Here is a 17,155-nt window from a genome sequence, read left to right on the forward strand (position 1 = left end):
CCCCCCCCCCCCCCCCCCCCCCCCCCCCCCCCCCCCCCCCCCCCCCCCCCCCCCCCCCCCCCCCCCCCCCCCCCCCCCCCCCCCCCCCCCCCCCGCCCCACCCCCCCCCCCCCCCCCCCCCCCCCCCCCAGGACGCGGCACGATCAGGTGACCTGATCATCCGGCGGGGCGGCAGGACGACGAACGGACCGGGACCCCGATCGAGGATCCCGGGCCGTTCCGCCGTCGGCGATCTCCGCGGAGATCGCCGGTCAGGCGGGGAGGGAGGCGATCCCGCGCGGCAGGAACCGGGCGCCGGTCACCCGCTCGGAGACGCCGGTGCGGTCCAGATGGGCCGAGATCCCGCCCAGCCAGAACGGCCAGCCGGCGCCCAGGACCATGCACAGGTCGATGTCCTGCACCGCCTGGACGACGCCCTCGTCGAGCATCAGCCGGATCTCCTGGGCCAGGGCCTCGACCGCCCGCTCGCGCACCTGCTCCTCGCTCAGCGGGGCGTCCCCGGCGTCGATGCCGGCGAGGTCGGGGTCGACGACGCCGGGCTCGCTGTACACCGACGACCTGCCCAGCTCGACCATCCGGCGCAGCCCCGCGCCGACGGCGAACCGGTCGGGGAAGGCTTCGTGCATCCGCTCGGCCACGTGCAGCGCCACCGGCGGGCCCACGAGCGTGAGCAGCTCGAACGGCGTCATCGGCAGGCCCAGCGGGTCCAGCGCGCGGTCGGCCACGGCCACCGGCGTCCCCTGCTCCACCGACGCGGTGACCTCACCGAGGAAGCGGGTGAGCAGCCGGTTGACCACGAACGCCGGGGCGTCGGCGACCAGCACGCAGCTCTTCATCAGCGACCTGCCGACCGCGAAGGCGGTGGCCAGCGTCGCGTCGTCCGTGCGCTCGGCGCGCACCACCTCCAGCAGGGGCAGGACGGCGACCGGGTTGAAGAAGTGCAGGCCCACGACCCGCTCGGGGTGCTCGAGCTTCGAGGCCATCTCCGACACCGACAGCGCCGAGGTGTTGGTCGCCAGCACGCACTCGGGCGAGACCACGGCCTCGACCTCGGCGAACACCTGCTGCTTGACCGACATCTCCTCGAAGACCGCCTCGATGACGAGGTCGGCGTCGGCGAAGGCGGCCTTGTCCAGCGCCCCGGTGACCAGGCCCGTGAGCCGGTTCAGCCGGTCCTGCGACAGCCGGCCGCGGGCGGCCAGCTTCTCCAGCTCGCCGTGCACGTAGCCGACACCCTTGTCGATCCGCTCCTGGTCGATGTCGGTGAGGACGACGGGCACCTCGAGCCGCCGCACGAACAGCAGGGCCAGCTGCGAGGCCATGAGGCCCGCGCCGACGACGCCGACCTTGGTGACCCTCCGCGCCAGCGACCTGTCCGGCGCCCCGGCCGGCCGCTTGGCCCGCCTGTTGACCAGGTCGAACGCGTAGAGGCCGGCCCGCAGCTCGTCGCTCATGAGCAGGTCGGCCAGCGCGTCGTCCTCGGCCGCGGTGCCGGCGGTGAACGCCTCGCCGTCGACACCGGCGCGGGCCAGGTCGAGCAGCTCGACGGTGCGCAGCGCGCCGGGAGAGGCGTCGCGGGTCCGTGCCCGCACGATGGCCCGGGCGCGGGCGATGGCGTCGTCCCACGCCGACCGGTCCACCGCGGGGCGGGTCACGGTCACGTCGCCGTCGAGGACGCCCACGGCCCACTCGAGCGAGCGCTCGAGGAAGTCGGCCGGCTGGAACAGCGCGTCGGCGATGCCGAGCTCCGCCGCCTTCGGGCCCGGCGTCATCCTGTTCTGGGCCAGCGCGTTCTCGACGATCACGGTGACCGCCGGGTCGATGCCGATGAGGTTCGGCAGCAGCTGCGTGCCGCCCCAGCCGGGCACCAGGCCGAGGAACGCCTCGGGGAAGGCGACGACGGCGGTCGTGGCGATGGTCCGGTGGCGGCAGTGCAGCGCCAGCTCCAGGCCGCCGCCGAGCGCCGCGCCGTTGACGAAGGCGAAGGTGGGGATCGGTGAGTCCTTCAGCCGGCGGAACACCCGGTGGCCGGTCTCGGCGATCTCCCGCGCGTCGGCCGCGGAGGTGATCGCCGGGACGCCGGAGAGGTCCGCGCCGACGGCGAAGACGAACGGCTTGCCGGTGACGGCGATCGCCGCCGGGGCAGGGGTGTGGGCCGCGATCTCGTCGAGCGCGGCGTCCAGCGACGCCAGCCCGCCGGGGCCGAAGGTCGACGGCCGGGTGTGGTCGTGCCCGTTGTCCAGGGTGACCAGGGCGAGCTCGCCGGCCAGCCCGGGCACCCGCAGGTACCGCACCTTGGCCTCGGTCACGACCTCGTTCTCGGACACGGCGGTCACTTGCACTCCTCGCTGGCGCTCGTCGGCTGCGTGACCGCAGGTGCTGTGTTCACCGGCTCGCTCGCGAGCTCGCTCACTCGTCGCCCCCCCCAGTCGGGGTTCTCCCAGATGACGGTGGCGCCCATGCCGAGGCCCACGCACATGGCGGTCAGGCCGTAGCGGACGTCGGGCCGCTCGGCGAACTGGCGCGACAGCTGGGTCATCAGCCGGACGCCGGAGGAGGCCAGGGGGTGGCCGACGGCGATCGCGCCGCCCCACGGGTTGACCCGCTCGTCGTCGTCGGCGATGCCGAAGTGGTCGAGGAAGGCCAGCACCTGGACGGCGAACGCCTCGTTGAGCCCGAACAGCCCGATGTCGTCGATGCTCAGGCCGGTGCGGGCCAGGGCGCGCTCGGTGGACGGGACCGGGCCGACGCCCATCACCTCGGGCTCGACGCCCGCGAAGCCGTAGCCGACCAGGCGCATGCCCACGTGCAGACCCAGCTCGAGCGCGACGTCCTCCGCGGCCAGCAGGCAGCCGGTGGCGCCGTCGTTGAGGCCCGCCGCGTTGCCCGCGGTCACGTTGCCGTGCGGGCGGAACGGCGTCTTGAGCGTGCCCAGGCCCTCGAGTGTCGTGTTGGGCCGCGGCGGCTCGTCGACGGTGGCCAGCCCCCAGCCCTGCTCGGCCGAGCGGGTCGCCACGGTCACCAGCTCCGGGCCGATCTGGCCGCTGGCGACGGCCTTGGCGTACCTCTGCTGGCTGGCCAGCGCGAAGGCGTCGGCCCGCTCCCGGGTCAGGTGCGGGAAGCGGTCGTGCAGGTTCTCGGCGGTCGAGCCCATGACGAGGGCGGAGCCGTCGACCAGCTTCTCGCTGAAGAACCGCGGGTTCGGGTCGGCGCCCTCGCCCATCGGGTGACGGCCCATGTGCTCGACGCCGCCGGCGATCGCGACGTCGTAGGCGCCGAAGGCGATGCCCGACGCGGTGGTGGTCACCGCGGTCATCGCGCCGGCGCACATCCGGTCGATGGCGTAGCCGGGCACCGACGTCGGCAGCCCGGCCAGCAGCGCGGCGGTGCGGCCGATGGTCAGGCCCTGGTCGCCCACCTGCGTGGTGGCGGCGATGGCCACCTCGTCGACGCGGTCCGCCGGCAGCGCGGGGTTGCGGCGCAGCAGCTCGCGGATGACGCGCACGACCAGGTCGTCGGCGCGCGTCTCGGCGTAGACGCCCTTCGGGCCGGCCTTGCCGAAGGGGGTGCGCACGCCGTCGACGAAGACGACCTCACGCAGCGAGCGTGGCCGCCGCTCTCCAGATGACACGCAGACCTCCGCAGCAGTTCGGTACCGGCCGGGACGGCGCGGCGGCGATGAAGTTACCCGCCGGTAACCGAAGGACCAAGCCCGGCCGGTCACCCGGGAGGGGCAGCTCCCGGCGGCGAGATCGGCGGCCTCCCTGCAGGGTCCCGCCGCGAGCTCGCGAGTGGCGGGGGGCAGGGAGGTCCTCTTTCAGGCGCGGTTGAGGGCGGTGGTGAGCAGGTCGCGGGTGAGGTCGATCTGCCACTCGCGGGCGCCGCCGGCCCGCAGGGTGGCCGCGACCGTGTCGGCGTCCCGGGGCTCGGGCGGGCTCCACATCATCCGGCGCACCAGGTCGGGGGAGAGCAGGTTCTCCACTGGCAGGGCGTGCGTCGCAGCCAGCTCGGCGAGCCCCGCGCGGGCCGCCTGCAGCCGGGTCGCGGCCGCCGGGTCCCGGTCGGCCCAGCGGTTCACCGGGGGCGGGCCGTCGCCGGACCGGCTGTGCGGGGGCAGTTCGGACTCCGGCAGCTCCCGGCCGCGGGCCAGCGCGCCGAACCACGTGCCGACCAGCTTGCGGTTGGCCCGGCCCCGGAAGACCGGCAGCTCCAGCAGCGCCGCCTCGGTGCGCGGGTCGGCCTGCACCGCGGAGACCATCGCCGCGTCGGGCAGCACCCGCCCGGGTGCGATGTCGCGGCGGCGGGCCAGCTCGTCGCGGGCCTGCCACAGGGAGCGGAGCATGCCGAGCTGCCGCCGGTTGCGCAGCCCGTGCACCCCGGACGTCCGCCGCCACGGGTCGGCCTTGGGGGCGGGCGGACCGGCGTCGAGGATCGCGGCGAACTCCTGCCGCGCCCACTCGGTCTTGCCCTGCTCCTCGAGGATGGCGGCCAGCGCGTCGCGGAGGTCGACGAGCACCTCGACGTCCAGGGCGGCGTAGACCAGCCACTCCTGGGGCAGCGGCCGGGTGCTCCAGTCGGCGGCCGAGTGGCCCTTCTGCAGCGAGTACCCGAGCAGCGACTCGACGACGGCGCCCAGGCCCACGCGCGGCAGCCCGGCCAGGCGGGCGGCGAGCTCGGTGTCGAAGACGCGGGTCGGCACCAGGCCGACCTCGGCCAGGCACGGCAGGTCCTGGTTGGCCGCGTGCAGCACCCACTCGGCGTCCACGATCGCCGACTGCACCGACGACAGGTCCGGGAGCGGGATCGGGTCGACGAGCCCGGTGCCGGCCCCGGCGCGGCGCAGCTGCACGAGGTAGGCCCGCTGGCCGTAGCGGTACCCGGAGGCGCGCTCCGCGTCGACGGCGACCGGGCCGCGGCCCGCGGCCAGCGCCTCGGCGTACTCCACCAGCGCGGTCGAGGTCTCGATGACCGGGGGCAGCCCGTCGCGCGGTGCGAGCAGGGGGACTGCCGGGGGAGCGGACGGTTCGTCGTCCGGCTGGGGGAGGGGCTGTGCAGGGATGGGCTGGGTGCTCAGGGCTTGTCCACCTTCTCGCCCGTCTCGACAGCGTGGTCAGCGCGCGGTCCCGCGGCACGGGCCACAGCGGCCCCGGGGAGGGGGCGCCGGCGCAGGGGTGTCGGGCACCCCGGGACTCCGATGTTAGAGAGTGCCGTCCTCCTGCGGCCCGGAGGGACCCAGCAGCCGGACGCCGGGCGGCGGCAGCCCGGCCGCACTGCCCAGCACGTCGAGCCAGGCGACGAGGTGCCGGTCGAGGTGGCTGTCCTCCGCCGTCCAGGACGCGCGGATCTCCACGTCGACCGAGTGCTCGGGGCCGGCGAGCTCGCCGAACCGGGTAGAGGCGGTACGGGTGACGGTGCCGCCGAGGGCGTGGGACGTGGCGCCGCACTGCTCGAGGGCGTCGGTCAGCCAGCTCCAGGCGACCTCGGAGAACATCTGGTCGTCCACCATGTGCTCGTCGGTCGTGGCCGACAGGTAGCCCACGCACCGGGTGGTCCCGGCCCAGGACTCGTGGCCGGCCGGGTCGTGCAGCACGATGAACCGCGCGCTGGCGATCTCGACGTCCTCGTCGCCGTCCGGCTCGGTGACCAGCGCGCCGATCGCGTACGCGTACGGCGCCAGCCGCTGCGGCGCGGGGATGTCCTCCAGCACAACCTCGGGCCGGGTGGTCACCGTGGCCAGCGCCTCCAGGGCAGCGCGGAACTCCGCCGGCGGCTCGCCGCCGGGTCGGTCCGCGCCGTGGCCGGCGCCGGCCAGGCTGGAAGGCTCCACGTTCGCAGAGTAGGTCGCCGGACCGCCCCGTGCCGCCGACGCGCCGCACGGCTTCTGGGAGGATCGGACGTCGTGACCCCTGCTGCCGACCCTGCGCCCGCGTCCTCTCCCGCCGACTCGGACCTGGTCCGGGCGGCCCGCGGCCTGCCGGTGCGGCGCACCCCGGTGTGGTTCATGCGCCAGGCCGGGCGCTCGCTGCCGGAGTACCGCGCGCTGCGGGCCGGCACCCGGATGCTCGAGGCCTGCCAGGACCCCGACCTGGTCACCGAGATCACCCTGCAGCCGGTGCGCCGGCACGGCGTGGACGCCGCGATCCTCTTCTCCGACATCGTGCTGCCGCTGGTGGTGGCCGGGGTCGACATCGACATCAAGCCCGGGGTCGGGCCCGTCATCGCGGACCCGGTGCGCAGTGTCGCCGACGTCGACGCGCTGCCGCCGCTGGAGCCCGACCGGCTGGCCTTCCTCGCCACCGCCGTCCGCCGGCTGGTCGCCGAGCTCGGGGCCACGCCGCTCATCGGCTTCGCCGGCGCGCCGTTCACCCTCGCCACCTACCTGATCGAGGGCGGGCCCTCCAAGGAGCACGCCCGCACCAAGGCGTTCATGTACGCCGAGCCGGAGGCGTGGGGCCGGCTGCTGGACCGGCTCGCGATCTCGGCGGCGACCTTCCTGAACACGCAGGTCGACGCCGGGGCCTCGGCCGTGCAGCTCTTCGACTCCTGGGCCGGGGTCCTCTCGGCGGCCGACTACGCCGAGCGGGTGCTGCCGCACTCCCGCGCGGTCTTCGACGCACTCGGGGACCGGGACGTGCCGCGCATCCACTTCGGCGTCGGCACCGGTGAGCTGCTGGCGCTGATCGGGGACGCCGGCGCCGACGTCGTCGGCGTCGACTGGCGGGTGCCGCTGGACGAGGCCGCCCGCCGGGTCGGGCCGCAGCGCTCGCTGCAGGGCAACCTCGACCCCGCCGTCCTGCTCGCCGACCGGGCCACCGTCGACCGCGAGGTGCGCCGGGTCGTGCAGCAGGGCCGCGCCGCCCGCGGGCACGTGTTCAACCTCGGCCACGGCGTGCTGCCCGAGACCGACCCGGGCGTGCTCACCTCCGTCGTCGACCTGGTGCACGAGCTGACGACCCGATGAGCCGGCTGGTCGTCGTCGGCGCCGGGATCACCGGCCTGGCCGCCGCGTTCGAGTGGCGACGGCGGCGCCCGGACGACGAGGTCGTCGTGCTCGAGGCCGGGGACCGGATCGGCGGCAAGCTGGACCGCGTCGAGCTCGCCGGGCACTGGTACGACACCGGCCCAGAGGCGATGCTGGCGCGGGTGCCCGAGGCGGTGCAGCTGGTCGAGCGGCTCGGCCTGGCCGACCGGCTGGTCGCGCCGGCCACCACGCAGGCGGCGGTGGTGCTGCCCGACGGCCGGTACCCGCTCCCGGCCGGCACGGTGCTCGGCGTCCCGGCCTCGGCCGAGGGGCTGGACGGCGTCCTGACGCCGGACGGCGTGGCCCGGGTCGCCGCCGAGGCCGACCTGCCGCCGCTGGCCCTGGACGGCGACGTCGCGGTCGGCGCCCTGCTGCGCGAGCGGCTCGGCGACGAGGTCGTCGACCGGCTGGTCGAGCCGCTGCTCGGCGGCGTCTACGCCGGGCGGGCCGACGAGCTGTCCCTGTTCGCGACCATGCCGCAGCTGGCCGCGCACCTGCCCGCCGCCGGGTCGGTGCTCCGCGCGGCGGCGATCGCCCGCGACGCCGGGGCCCGCAACCGCTTCGACGAGGGCGCGCCGGTGTTCGTGACCGTCGCCGACGGCATCGGCTCGCTGCCCGCCGCGCTGGCGGCCGCCTCGGGGGCCGAGGTCCGGCTGCGCACCCCGGCGCACGGCCTGGTGCGGACGGCGGGCGGCTTCGAGCTGTCGGTCGGCCGGGCCAACGCCCCCGAGCGGCTGACCGCGGACGCCGTGCTGGTCACCGCGCCCGCGCCCAAGGCCGCCCGGCTGCTGGCCGGCGTCGCGCCCGCGGCGGTCGAGCCGCTGCAGGGCATCCCGTACGCGTCGATGGCCGTCGTGGCCATGGCCTTCCCGGCGCAGGAGGTGGCCGCGGGCTCCGGGCTGCTGGTCCCGCCGGTGACCGGCCGGCTGGTCAAGGGCGTGACCGTCTCCTCGCGGAAGTGGCCGCACCTGGACGGCGAGCACCTGCTGGTGCGCTCGTCGGTGGGCCGGTTCCGCGACGAGCACGAGCTTCAGCGGGACGACGCCGACCTGGCTGCGGCCGTGGTCGCCGACGCCGCCGACCTGCTGCAGCTGTCGCGGCCCGAGCCGGTCGCCACCCGCGTCGTCCGCTGGGGCGGCGGGCTGCCGCAGTACCTGGTCGGCCACCAGGACCGGGTGGACGCCGTCCGCGCGGCGGTCAGCGCGGTGCCCGGGCTGGCGATCGCCGGGGCGGCGTTCCGCGGCGTCGGCGTCCCCGCCTGCATCCGCGACGCCTACCACGCCGTCGACGCGCTGGGATGAGCCGTGGCCGGTGCCACGGGGAGCCCCGGGCATGCGGGCGGGCCCGGGGGCGTTGAGTCCCGAGTGAGATCCGTGCACCACCCCGCCCGACACGTCCTCCGACCCGCCCGCTGCCTGCGCCACCACGTCTGGATGGCCGCGTGCAGCGACTGCCGCGACGCGCACGCCGTGCCCGTCCGGACCCAGGGGGAGCCCGCCCCCGCCTCCCCCTGATGGAGGACCTCCCTGCCCCGGCGACTTGGCGGGCAGGCCCCGTCCAGCGGCTCGCCGCCGGCCCCGTCCAGAGGCTCGTCCGAGCCTGCGAGGGATGAGGAGGACGGGGTCCTCCTCCCTGCAGGGAGGCCACCGCCGCCGCCCGTCCACCGTCGGGCGGCGGCGGCCGATCGGCACCGCGGGGGATGATGGGACGCATGAGCGAGCAGACCGACCAGCGCAGCACCGGCAAGCGGGCCAACGAGTTGAACGCCACCATCCGCTACACGATGTGGTCGGTGTTCCGGCTGGCCCGCCCGCTGGGTGACGAGCAGCGCACCGCGCTCGCCGACGAGGTGCAGGGGCTGCTCGACGAGCTCGCCGGCAAGGACGTCGTCGTCCGCGGGACCTACGACGTCGCCGGGTTCCGCGCCGACGCCGACCTGATGGTGTGGTGGCACGCCGAGACGCCGGAGGCGCTGCAGGAGGCCTACACCCGGCTGCGCCGCACCGCGCTCGGCCGTCACCTGGAGCCCGTGTGGTCGCAGATGGCGCTGCACCGGCCGGCGGAGTTCAACCGCAGCCACATCCCGGCGTTCCTGGCCGACGAGGAGCCACGCCGGTACATCTGCGTCTACCCGTTCGTGCGGTCCTACGAGTGGTACCTGCTGCCCGACGAGGAGCGGCGGGACATGCTCAAGGAGCACGGCATGCAGGCCCGGCCGTACCCCGACGTCCGCGCGAACACCGTCGCCGCCTTCGCGCTCGGCGACTACGAGTGGATGCTGGCGTTCGAGGCCGACGAGCTGCACCGCATCGTGGACCTGATGCGCGACCTGCGGGCCAGCCGCGCCCGGCGGCACGTCCGCGAGGAGGTGCCGTTCTACACCGGCGTCCGCAAGCCCGTCGCCGAGCTCGTCGCCGACCTCGCGTGACGGCAGCGGGTTGCGCCTGAGGGCGGTCACCCACAGTCGGGTGACCGCCCTCAGGCGCATCCCGGCGAGGGGAGTCAGCCCTGCGCGGGCTCCAGGCGGATCGACACGCTGTTGATGCAGTAGCGGTCGCCGGTCGGGGTCTGCGGGGCGTCCTCGAAGACGTGGCCGAGGTGGCTGTGGCAGGTGCCGCAGAGGACCTCGGTGCGGACCATCCCGTGGCTGCGGTCCTCGCGGAGGACGACGTTGTCGGCGGCCGACGGCTCGTAGAACGACGGCCAGCCGCAGTGCGAGTCGAACTTCGTCTCCGACCGGAACAGCTCGGCCCCGCAGGCCCGGCAGGTGTAGACGCCCTGCGTCTTCGTGTCGACGTACTCCCCGGTCCAGGGGCGCTCGGTGCCGGCCTGGCGGAGGACGGCGTACTCCTCCGGCGACAGCTGCGCCCGCCACTCCTCGTCGCTCTTGGTCACCTTCGGCTGGTTCTGCGCGGACGTCGTCATGCGCTCAACGGTACGAGCCGCCCGCCAGCCCGGATCAGCGCCCGAGCCCGGCCTCCCGCGCCCGCACGATCGCCTGCGCACGGTCGGTGACCTGCAGCTTCGTCAGCACGTTGGACACGTTGTTGCGCACCGTCTTCGGCGACAGGTACAGCGCGGCGGCGATCTGCGCGTTGGACCGCCCGGCGGCGACGAGGTCCAGCACCTCCCGCTCGCGGGCGGTCAGCTGGGGGAAGGCCGTCTCCGGCCCACCCGGCCCGGCGGCGAAGAACTCCGCGATCCGCCGCGCCAGCGCCGCGCCGAACACCGCCCCGCCCCCGGCCACGGTGGTGATCGCGCGGACCACCTCCTCCTGGTCGGCCCCCTTGAGCAGGTAGCCGCGGGCCCCGGCGCGGACGGCGGCGAACACGGTGCCGTCGTCCTCGCTCATGGTCAGGACGACGACGCCGACGGACGGCGACTCCGCGGTGATCCGGCGGGTGGCCTCGATGCCGTCGAGGACCGGCATCTGCACGTCCATGACCACGACGTCGGGCTGCTCCCCGCGGGCGAGCGCGACCGCCTCCGCGCCGTCGGCAGCCGTGCCGACGACGGCCAGCCCCGGCACCGAGCCGAGCAGCACCGCCAGCCCGTCGCGGTAGACCGGGTGGTCGTCGGCGACGACCACCCGCAGCGGCTCCTCAGCCTCGCTCACCGGTTCCTCCTCCGTCCGCGGGCAGCACCGCCCGCACCACCGTCCCCCCGGTCGCGGGGCACGCCACCGTGCAGCGGCCGCCGAGCTCCGCGGCCCGCTCGCGCAGCGACACCAGCCCGACGCCGGCCGGGGCGCCGGGCGCGATGCCGACCCCGTCGTCGGCGACCGTGACCACCAGCGCGCCGCCGTCGTCCCGCGCCAGCGACACGCGCACCCGGCTGGCCGACGCGTGCTTGGCGACGTTGGCGAGCGCCTCCGACGCGATCCGGTACGCGGCGACCTCCACGGCGGCGGGCAGGTCGTCCGCGTCGGCGGCGTCCACGGTGACCGTGATCCGAGGTGCGAGCAGCCGCTCGGCCTGCTGGCGCACCGCACCGGCCAGCCCCAGGTCGTCGAGGGCGGGCGGGCGCAGGTCGTGCACCAGCCGACGCACGTCGGCCAGGGCTGCGGCCACGTCGTCGCGCACCTGGCGGAGCAGGCGGTCGGACTCCTCGGGGCGGGTGGCGGCCAGGTTGCGCGCGGTGTCGATGCGCAGCACGACGGCGCCGAGGGTCGGCCCGAGCCCGTCGTGCAGGTCCCGGCGGAGCCGGCGACGCTCCTCCTCACGGGCGGCGACCAGCTGCTCGCGGCTGGCCTGCAGCTCGGCGGCCAGCGCACTCGCCCGGGCCGCCGCGGCGGCCTGCCGGACGACGTCGGCCAGCAGCCGCTCGTCGCGGGTGACCAGCCGGGCGCGGACGCCGTCCCCCGGGAGCAGCAGGCGGCCGACCTGCTCGCCGCGGTAGGCGATCGGCAGCGAGCGCACCGCGGCCGGACGCCGTCCGGACTCGGCCAGCAGCTGCCGGCCGTCGGCCTGGTCGACCTCGACGCCGACGTAGGGGGAGCGGAAGGCCTCGGCGACGCCGGCGGCGACCGCCATGAGCTGCTCCTCCGCACCGTCGGAGCGCTCCAGCCGCTCGGCCAGCCCGGAGACCACGCGGTACGGGTCCTCCCGCTCGCCGAGGACCCACCGGCGGACCAGCCGCCACAGCGGCGCCCGCAGCGGCACGTACAGCCCGGCGACGAGCAGCAGGGTGAGCAGTGTGGCGTCCCGCTCGCCGAACCGGTCGCCGAGCAGCGCACCCGCGGCGGCCAGGACGGCGAGGTCGAGCAGCACCACCCCGACGCCGAGGGCGCCGTAGACGAGGGTGCCGCCGAGCAGCCGGTCGATGTCGACCGCCCGCGGGCGCAGGATCCCGACGGCGATCGCCGCACCGGTCAGCGTCACGGCCCCGGAGAGGGCGAACGACGTCTCGTCGCCGGGGACCAGCAGCGTGGACACCATGACCAGCAGGTCGACCACGGCGGCCCACAGCAGCCAGCGCATCCGCCGCCGCCCCTCGCCGGACGCCCGCCGGTACCGCGCGACGACGGCCGCGACGGGGACGACCACGCCGAGGAGCGCCGCGGGGAAGGCCACCTGCAGCAGCGGGAGCGCGACCGACTCGGGCAGCGGCAGGCTGGTCGGGTCCAGGTCGAGCGAGCGGTAGAGCTCCGGGGTCCGCGAGCCGGCCCGAGCGTCGGCGATCTGCGACGGCACGACCAGGAGCAGCGTCGGCAGCAGTGCGGTCGAGGCCAGGCTCAGCACGGCGACCGGCCGCCACCGACCGGCCGGCAGTCGCCCGTCGGGGTAGAGCAGGAGCAGCAGCGGGAGCCCGAGCAGCAGCCAGGCGCCGAAGCGGTTGACGAACCAGAAGGCCGCCGTCCCCCCGGGCAGCGGGGGGTCGTTCCGGAGCGCGGAGGTCAGCCACGACTGCGCGAGGCCGTCGAGGGCCCACAGCAGGCCGGTGCCGGCGACCACCCAGGAGACGGCGTTGCGCGGGGCGCGGCGCAGCAGCAGCGCGGCGGGGACGGCGAGCCCGACGCCGGGCAGGCCGATGATCCAGCCGGGGGTGGCCGCGGCGGCCTCCCGGGCGGCGGCCGGCGTGAGGACGTCGAGGACGGCGGCCCCGACCGCAGCGGCCACGGTGACCGCGACCAGCAGCCGGCCGGCCGATCTCAGCGCCCGGGACGGCTCGGGTCGCGGCGCGGGAGGGGTCTCCGGCGCCGGTCGGGTCCGCCCGGCCACCGGGACGCCTGTCTGCACGCGGGCGATCCTGGCCGACCGGTGTCCCGCCCGTCACGGGACAGCCGTCCCGTGTCGCCCGGGACGGGGAGCGGGACCGGATCGAGGGCGGCGCGCCCTGGCTGCCCGGGACGCCGCCCCGAGACGGTTGCCGCAGTCGGTGCACAGGGCACCGCCACCACGACCCGGGAGACGAGATGTCCCTCAGCACCACCCCCGCGCCGGCCCGCACCGACACCGCGGCGCCCCGTCCCACCGCTCCGGTTGCCCGTCCGGCGGCGTCCACCCGGCTGGTCCGCCGGGCCGGCGTCGCGGTCGCCGCGGGGTCGACGGCCTGGGCCGGCGGCATCCTGGCCTTCGGGTTCGGTCCGGAGGACGGCTGGCAGGCCGTGACCTACGAGATGTCCTCGCTGCTGTTCCAGCTGGGCCTGGTGGCGCTGGTGACCGCGCAGCTGCGCACCGGCGCGATCGGCACCGGGAAGCTGGCCCGCTTCTTCCTCCACCTGGAGCACGTGCTGCTCGGCCTGGCCATCGTCTCGACCCTGGCCTACACGTTCTTCCGCGAGTACCGGGACGAGGCGTGGTTCCTGGCGCTGGACGCCTTCTGGCCCATCTCCATGATCGGGATGTTCCTCATCGGCATCCGGATCGCGATCGCCGGCCGCTGGACGGGGATGGCGCGCTTCTGGCCGCTGGGTGCGGAGAGCTGGGCGCCGGTGAACATCCCGATCGCCCAGGCCCTGCCGACCCTGTCGCCCTACGTCGCCGCGGGTCACCTGCTCGTCGGCTACGTCGCCCTCGGCGTCGTCCTGGCCCTGCGGCCGGAGCTCACCGGGGCCCGCGACTGAAAGAGGACCCCGCTGCCCCCCGCCACTCGCAGGCTCGCGGCGGGACCCTGCAGCGGGGCCGGCCCGCAGCGCCCCGCCACCCCGTGACCCGGGTGGCGGGGCGCCGTTCCGTGCGGCGGAGACTGGACCGGTGCGCTCGCTGGACACCCCGCTGCCCGACGTCTGGTTCACCCGTGACCTGCCGGTTCTGCGCGCGGTCGCGCGGCTGGTCGACGGGCCCGAGTACGGCGGCAACCCGTACCTGGGCCAGGTCGTGCCGGCGAGCGGGTTGCCCAAGGCGGAGGTGACGGCGGCGGCGCGGGCGCTGGTGTCCGCGGGCTATGTCGAGGCGCTGACGAACTACGCGGGCGAGATCGTGCGGTTCACCGGCGTCTCGGCGGAGGCCCGCCGGCTGGCCGGGCTCTGGCCGACGCCGCAGGGGGAGTGGGACCGGCTGGTCGAGCAGCTCACCGCGCGGGCGGAGAACGCGCCGACCGACGTGGAGCGGGCCCGGTGGCGGGCCTTCGCCGACGCCGCGGTGGCGGTGGGCCCCGACGACGGTGCGCTGCTCATGTCGGCGCTCATCGGTGGGTACGTGCCCCGCGCCCGCTGAGGGCCGGGATACGACAGCGCCCCCGCCCGGCTGAGCCGGACGGGGGCGCTGTGCTGATCGTCAGATCAGAGCGGGTTGACGTTCGCAGCCTGCGGGCCCTTCTGGCCCTGCTCGATGTCGAACGAGATCCGCTGGCCTTCGTCGAGCGAGCGGTACCCGCTGGTCTGGATGGCCGAGTAGTGGACGAACACATCCGGTCCGCCACCGTCAGGGGTGGCGAAGCCGAACCCCTTCTCCGCGTTGAACCACTTGACAGTTCCTTCGGGCATTGCTCGCTCCTAGCTGAGGTGGTGCATCGGGGTCCTGCCATAGCGCAGGGCCTTCCCGACGGGGACGACCTTAGCGGCCGGAGGGCGTCCGCGGGACCCTGGTCCGGGCGCGTCCGATCTTGCGGAGATCCTGCGGCTTCCTCGGCGGCGCCCTGCGGAGCCGGCCGGAGAGTCGTCCGTGCCGGGACGGACCCGGCCCCGAACGGAACGGACTCCGCCATGACCCCCGCCACACTCGCGCCCGGCCCGATCGTCCTGGTCGACGTCGACGACCTCGCCGAGGCCGACCTCGACGCGGACCTCGCCGAGCGGCTGGAGCCGGCCGGCCGGGTCGTCCTGCGCACGGACGCCGCCGGCGCCCCGGCCGACGAGGTGCGGCGGCTGGTCTCCGGGGTCGGCCCGCGGCCCGGCCCGGCGGACGTCGTCTCGCTGGCGTGGGCCATCCGCCGCGGGGGCGCCGCCGCGGCGGCCGCACACGACCTGGGCCTCAGGGCCGCGATGCTCGCGGGCTGAGCCCCCGGGCAGCGCTGCGGCACGGGCCGCGGTCAGAGCAGGCGGCCGGGGTCCTCGGGGAAGGGCCGGCCGCGCGACGGGACGGCGTAGTCGCCACCGGGCGCCGGGTCGACCCGCCGGCCGGCCGGCAGCGCCCGCGGCTCGGTCCGCCAGGAGGACACCGTGATGGGCCCGGGCTCCGCCCAGGACCCGGCGGCGAGCAGGGCCCGCTCCTCCTGCCGGGCGTGCAGCGCCTCGCGCCAGCGCCGGCCGCCGACGTCCACGGCGACGAGGACGGCGATGCCGACGGCCACCGTCAGGCAGGCGTCGGCCACCGCGGTGGCGACGTCCAGCGCGGTGAGGTGCGGCCAGCCGATGGCCTCCATCTGGGCGCCGACGATCTCGACGACGACGTAGAGCACGCCGTACACCAGGAACGGGACCCGCACCGTGCACCTCCCCCGTCGTGGACCGATGCGTCCTCAACGGCAGGGCGGCGGCCCGGGCGTCGTCCGGGCGGACGGCCCTCACCCGTCCGGGTGACCGGTCAGGGCCGCAGCACCTCGTGCCACGGCCGCACCGCCCAGTCGGCGACGACGCCGTTGACCACGAACGGGTCGTCGGCCGCGAACTCCTCGGCGGCCTCACGGGTGGCGAAGACGCCCATCGCCTCCCCGTTCATCGGCTCGTCGAAGGTCCCGATCATCAGCAGGTCCCCGCGGCGGGCGAACTCGTCGACCCGCGCCGAGTGGGCGGGGTAGTGCTGCTGGGCGAGGGGGAGGAAGTCCTCGACCGCGCGGTAGGTCAGCACGTACTTCATGGCGGCGCATCCTGGCCCGGAGAGCGCCCGCCCGGGGCGTCCGGAGCGCTCGACCGTGCGTGACCGGGCCCGGGAGCGGGTCACGCGGACGGGTGACGCCGTGCTGCCCACCCCGGGACGGCGGGTCGTGGTCCCCGGGTGACCGCCCCGCTCGTCGCCGTCCTGGTGATCGCCGTGGGCCTGCCCCTGCTCGCCTGGTGGGTCGCCGGTCGGCCCGGCGGGTCACGGCTGCGCCCGGGGGCCGATCCGCACCGTCGAGCTCAACGACGACCCGCCGCCCGGCGACGCCGGCTGAGCCGGCGGACATCCTCCGCGCGCCGCCCAGCGGTTCTCGGGTGATCGGGCGGGAGGTCAACTGGCGAGATCGGCGGTCTCGCACGCGTCGAGCCTGGTGACCGTGCGAGACCGCCGATCTCGCCGCGGCGACGGCACGAACCGTCAACCGATCAGCACACCGCTGTCAGTCGCCGCCGTCGGTGCGCCGGGGTCGGTCGGTGCGCGGTCCCGGCGCGTTGAGCCCGTACCGGACGCCGAGCAGGCGGAGACCGAAGCAGAGGGCGGCGGCGCCCACCGCGGCGGGCAGGCCGTAGACCCCCGTCGTGAGGGCCAGGACGGTCACGGCGGCGGCCAGGAGGGCGGGGATGGCGTAGAGCTCGCTGGTGAGGACGGTGGGGACCTGCCGGATCAGGACGTCCCGCAGCGTTCCGCCCCCGACGCCGGTGAGCGCGCCCAGGAGGACGGCCTGGACCGGGCCGAGCCCGAACTCCAGCGCCTTGCTGGCCCCGGTGACCGCGAAGAGGCTCAGGCCGGCGGCGTCCAGCACGGTGACCGGCGTGCGGAGTCGTTCCTGGTGGCGGGCGACGGTGAACGCCAGCAGGCCGCCGGCCGCGGCGACGAGCAGGTACCGCCAGTCGCTGAACGTGGCCGGCGGCAGGTCGTCGAGGATGACGTCGCGGACGATCCCGCCCCCGAGCGCGGTCGTCACGGCGAGGGCGACGACGCCGACGATGTCGAGGTCGGCGGCACGCACCGCGGTCAGCGCGCCGTTGAGCGCGAAGGCGAACGTGCCGACCAGGTCCAGGACGAGCAGCAGGGTCACCTGACCGGTCACGTCCGTCCCCCTGCCCTGTCTGCCGCACGCTGTCCCCGCCGGGAGCCGGGCCGCGCCGCTCCCGGCCGCCGGGATGCCCTGACGGAGCAGGACCGGCCGGTGGCCCCGACCCGCTCGTCCGGGCGCGGGGGGGGGGGGGGGGGGGGGGGGGGGGGGGGGCGGGCCCCCCCCCCCCCCCCCCCCCCCCCCCGGGACGGGGGAGTCCGCACCCGAGGCTATCCGCGCGCGCAGGAGCGTGTCGGCAGGCTCGCCCGGCGTGGCGCGACGGCCCCCCTGCGAGGTCCC

The 17,155-nt window shown here is 76.2% G+C and carries 17 protein-coding genes; 6 read left to right on the forward strand and 11 right to left on the reverse strand.

Translation table 11 applies throughout. The annotated features are described in order from the left end of the window. Positions 1–251: 251 nt before the first annotated feature. From ACI78Z_RS23410 to ACI78Z_RS23425, 4 genes are all read right to left on the reverse strand, one after another. Positions 252–2,336, reverse strand: a complete 2,085-nt coding sequence (locus tag ACI78Z_RS23410) for a 3-hydroxyacyl-CoA dehydrogenase NAD-binding domain-containing protein (protein WP_457038937.1) — start codon at positions 2,334–2,336, stop codon at positions 252–254. Next, complete coding sequence (locus tag ACI78Z_RS23415) at positions 2,333–3,631, reverse strand: thiolase family protein (RefSeq protein WP_457038938.1); 1,299 nt, start codon at positions 3,629–3,631, stop codon at positions 2,333–2,335. The genes ACI78Z_RS23410 and ACI78Z_RS23415 overlap by 4 nt, the downstream gene beginning before the upstream one ends. A gap of 186 nt (positions 3,632–3,817) precedes the next feature. Then, positions 3,818–5,074: an HRDC domain-containing protein gene (locus ACI78Z_RS23420; RefSeq protein ID WP_457038952.1), complete on the reverse strand. Its 1,257-nt coding sequence runs from the start codon at positions 5,072–5,074 to the stop codon at positions 3,818–3,820. A gap of 123 nt (positions 5,075–5,197) precedes the next feature. Beyond that, positions 5,198–5,827, reverse strand: coding sequence for a DUF3000 domain-containing protein (locus ACI78Z_RS23425; RefSeq protein ID WP_457038939.1), 630 nt, complete (start codon positions 5,825–5,827; stop codon positions 5,198–5,200). 72 nt (positions 5,828–5,899) lie between these two features. On the opposite strand from ACI78Z_RS23425, the gene hemE reads away from it, so the two are divergent. The 3 genes from hemE to hemQ all read left to right on the forward strand — a co-directional run bounded on the left by hemE (position 5,900) and on the right by hemQ (position 9,449). After that, positions 5,900–6,961 (forward strand): uroporphyrinogen decarboxylase, encoded by a 1,062-nt coding sequence (gene hemE / locus ACI78Z_RS23430; protein ID WP_457038940.1) that lies wholly within the window; start codon positions 5,900–5,902, stop codon positions 6,959–6,961. Then, a complete protein-coding gene (gene hemG / locus ACI78Z_RS23435; protein WP_457038941.1) occupies positions 6,958–8,322 on the forward strand; it encodes a protoporphyrinogen oxidase in 1,365 nt (454 codons plus the stop codon). The genes hemE and hemG overlap by 4 nt, the downstream gene beginning before the upstream one ends. Before the next feature lie 410 nt (positions 8,323–8,732). After that, positions 8,733–9,449, forward strand: a complete 717-nt coding sequence (gene hemQ / locus ACI78Z_RS23440; RefSeq protein WP_457038942.1) for a hydrogen peroxide-dependent heme synthase — start codon at positions 8,733–8,735, stop codon at positions 9,447–9,449. Positions 9,450–9,523: 74 nt separating this feature from the next. Here the strand turns inward: hemQ and msrB are convergent, their stop codons facing one another. Genes msrB through ACI78Z_RS23455 form a run of 3 tightly spaced genes read right to left on the reverse strand, consistent with a single transcriptional unit; the run spans position 9,524 to position 12,759 of the window. Continuing rightward, positions 9,524–9,946, reverse strand: a complete 423-nt coding sequence (gene msrB, locus ACI78Z_RS23445) for a peptide-methionine (R)-S-oxide reductase MsrB (protein WP_457038943.1) — start codon at positions 9,944–9,946, stop codon at positions 9,524–9,526. A gap of 34 nt (positions 9,947–9,980) precedes the next feature. Then, the gene (locus tag ACI78Z_RS23450; protein ID WP_457038944.1) at positions 9,981–10,637 is read right to left on the reverse strand and encodes a response regulator; all 657 of its coding nucleotides are present in this window, start codon (positions 10,635–10,637) and stop codon (positions 9,981–9,983) included. Further along, on the reverse strand, positions 10,624–12,759 hold the full coding sequence (locus ACI78Z_RS23455; RefSeq protein WP_457038945.1) for a histidine kinase: 2,136 nt from the start codon (positions 12,757–12,759) through the stop codon (positions 10,624–10,626). Before ACI78Z_RS23455 ends, ACI78Z_RS23450 begins: the two co-directional genes overlap by 14 nt. Before the next feature lie 176 nt (positions 12,760–12,935). On the opposite strand from ACI78Z_RS23455, the gene ACI78Z_RS23460 reads away from it, so the two are divergent. After that, a complete protein-coding gene (locus tag ACI78Z_RS23460) occupies positions 12,936–13,586 on the forward strand; it encodes a hypothetical protein (RefSeq protein ID WP_457038946.1) in 651 nt (216 codons plus the stop codon). Between the two features lie 130 nt (positions 13,587–13,716). Further along, positions 13,717–14,178 (forward strand): hypothetical protein, encoded by a 462-nt coding sequence (locus tag ACI78Z_RS23465; RefSeq protein WP_457038947.1) that lies wholly within the window; start codon positions 13,717–13,719, stop codon positions 14,176–14,178. A 65-nt stretch (positions 14,179–14,243) separates the two neighbouring features. Here ACI78Z_RS23465 and ACI78Z_RS23470 read toward each other — a convergent pair whose 3' ends face one another. After that, on the reverse strand, positions 14,244–14,447 hold the full coding sequence (locus ACI78Z_RS23470; protein WP_012948038.1) for a cold-shock protein: 204 nt from the start codon (positions 14,445–14,447) through the stop codon (positions 14,244–14,246). Positions 14,448–14,666: 219 nt separating this feature from the next. On the opposite strand from ACI78Z_RS23470, the gene ACI78Z_RS23475 reads away from it, so the two are divergent. Continuing rightward, a complete protein-coding gene (locus tag ACI78Z_RS23475) occupies positions 14,667–14,960 on the forward strand; it encodes a hypothetical protein (protein WP_457038948.1) in 294 nt (97 codons plus the stop codon). Positions 14,961–14,992: 32 nt separating this feature from the next. Here ACI78Z_RS23475 and ACI78Z_RS23480 read toward each other — a convergent pair whose 3' ends face one another. The 3 genes from ACI78Z_RS23480 to ACI78Z_RS23490 all read right to left on the reverse strand — a co-directional run bounded on the left by ACI78Z_RS23480 (position 14,993) and on the right by ACI78Z_RS23490 (position 16,870). Next, positions 14,993–15,388, reverse strand: a complete 396-nt coding sequence (locus ACI78Z_RS23480; protein WP_457038949.1) for a hypothetical protein — start codon at positions 15,386–15,388, stop codon at positions 14,993–14,995. 98 nt (positions 15,389–15,486) lie between these two features. Next, on the reverse strand, positions 15,487–15,759 hold the full coding sequence (locus ACI78Z_RS23485) for a YciI family protein (protein WP_457038950.1): 273 nt from the start codon (positions 15,757–15,759) through the stop codon (positions 15,487–15,489). Between the two features lie 460 nt (positions 15,760–16,219). After that, on the reverse strand, positions 16,220–16,870 hold the full coding sequence (locus tag ACI78Z_RS23490; protein ID WP_457038951.1) for a trimeric intracellular cation channel family protein: 651 nt from the start codon (positions 16,868–16,870) through the stop codon (positions 16,220–16,222). Positions 16,871–17,155: the final 285 nt, after the last annotated feature.

The organism is Geodermatophilus sp. SYSU D01176, assembly GCF_054050015.1.

Excerpts from the sequence above, each read along its gene's own strand:
- ACI78Z_RS23460 (WP_457038946.1), top strand. The coding sequence starts at position 12,936 with ATGTCCCTCAGCACCACCCCCGCGCCGGCCCGCACCGACACCGCGGCG.
- msrB (WP_457038943.1), bottom strand. The coding sequence starts at position 9,946 with ATGACGACGTCCGCGCAGAACCAGCCGAAGGTGACCAAGAGCGACGAG.
- ACI78Z_RS23475 (WP_457038948.1), top strand. The coding sequence starts at position 14,667 with ATGACCCCCGCCACACTCGCGCCCGGCCCGATCGTCCTGGTCGACGTC.
- ACI78Z_RS23485 (WP_457038950.1), bottom strand. The coding sequence starts at position 15,759 with ATGAAGTACGTGCTGACCTACCGCGCGGTCGAGGACTTCCTCCCCCTC.
- hemG (WP_457038941.1), top strand. The coding sequence starts at position 6,958 with ATGAGCCGGCTGGTCGTCGTCGGCGCCGGGATCACCGGCCTGGCCGCC.
- hemQ (WP_457038942.1), top strand. The coding sequence starts at position 8,733 with ATGAGCGAGCAGACCGACCAGCGCAGCACCGGCAAGCGGGCCAACGAG.
- ACI78Z_RS23470 (WP_012948038.1), bottom strand. The coding sequence starts at position 14,447 with ATGCCCGAAGGAACTGTCAAGTGGTTCAACGCGGAGAAGGGGTTCGGC.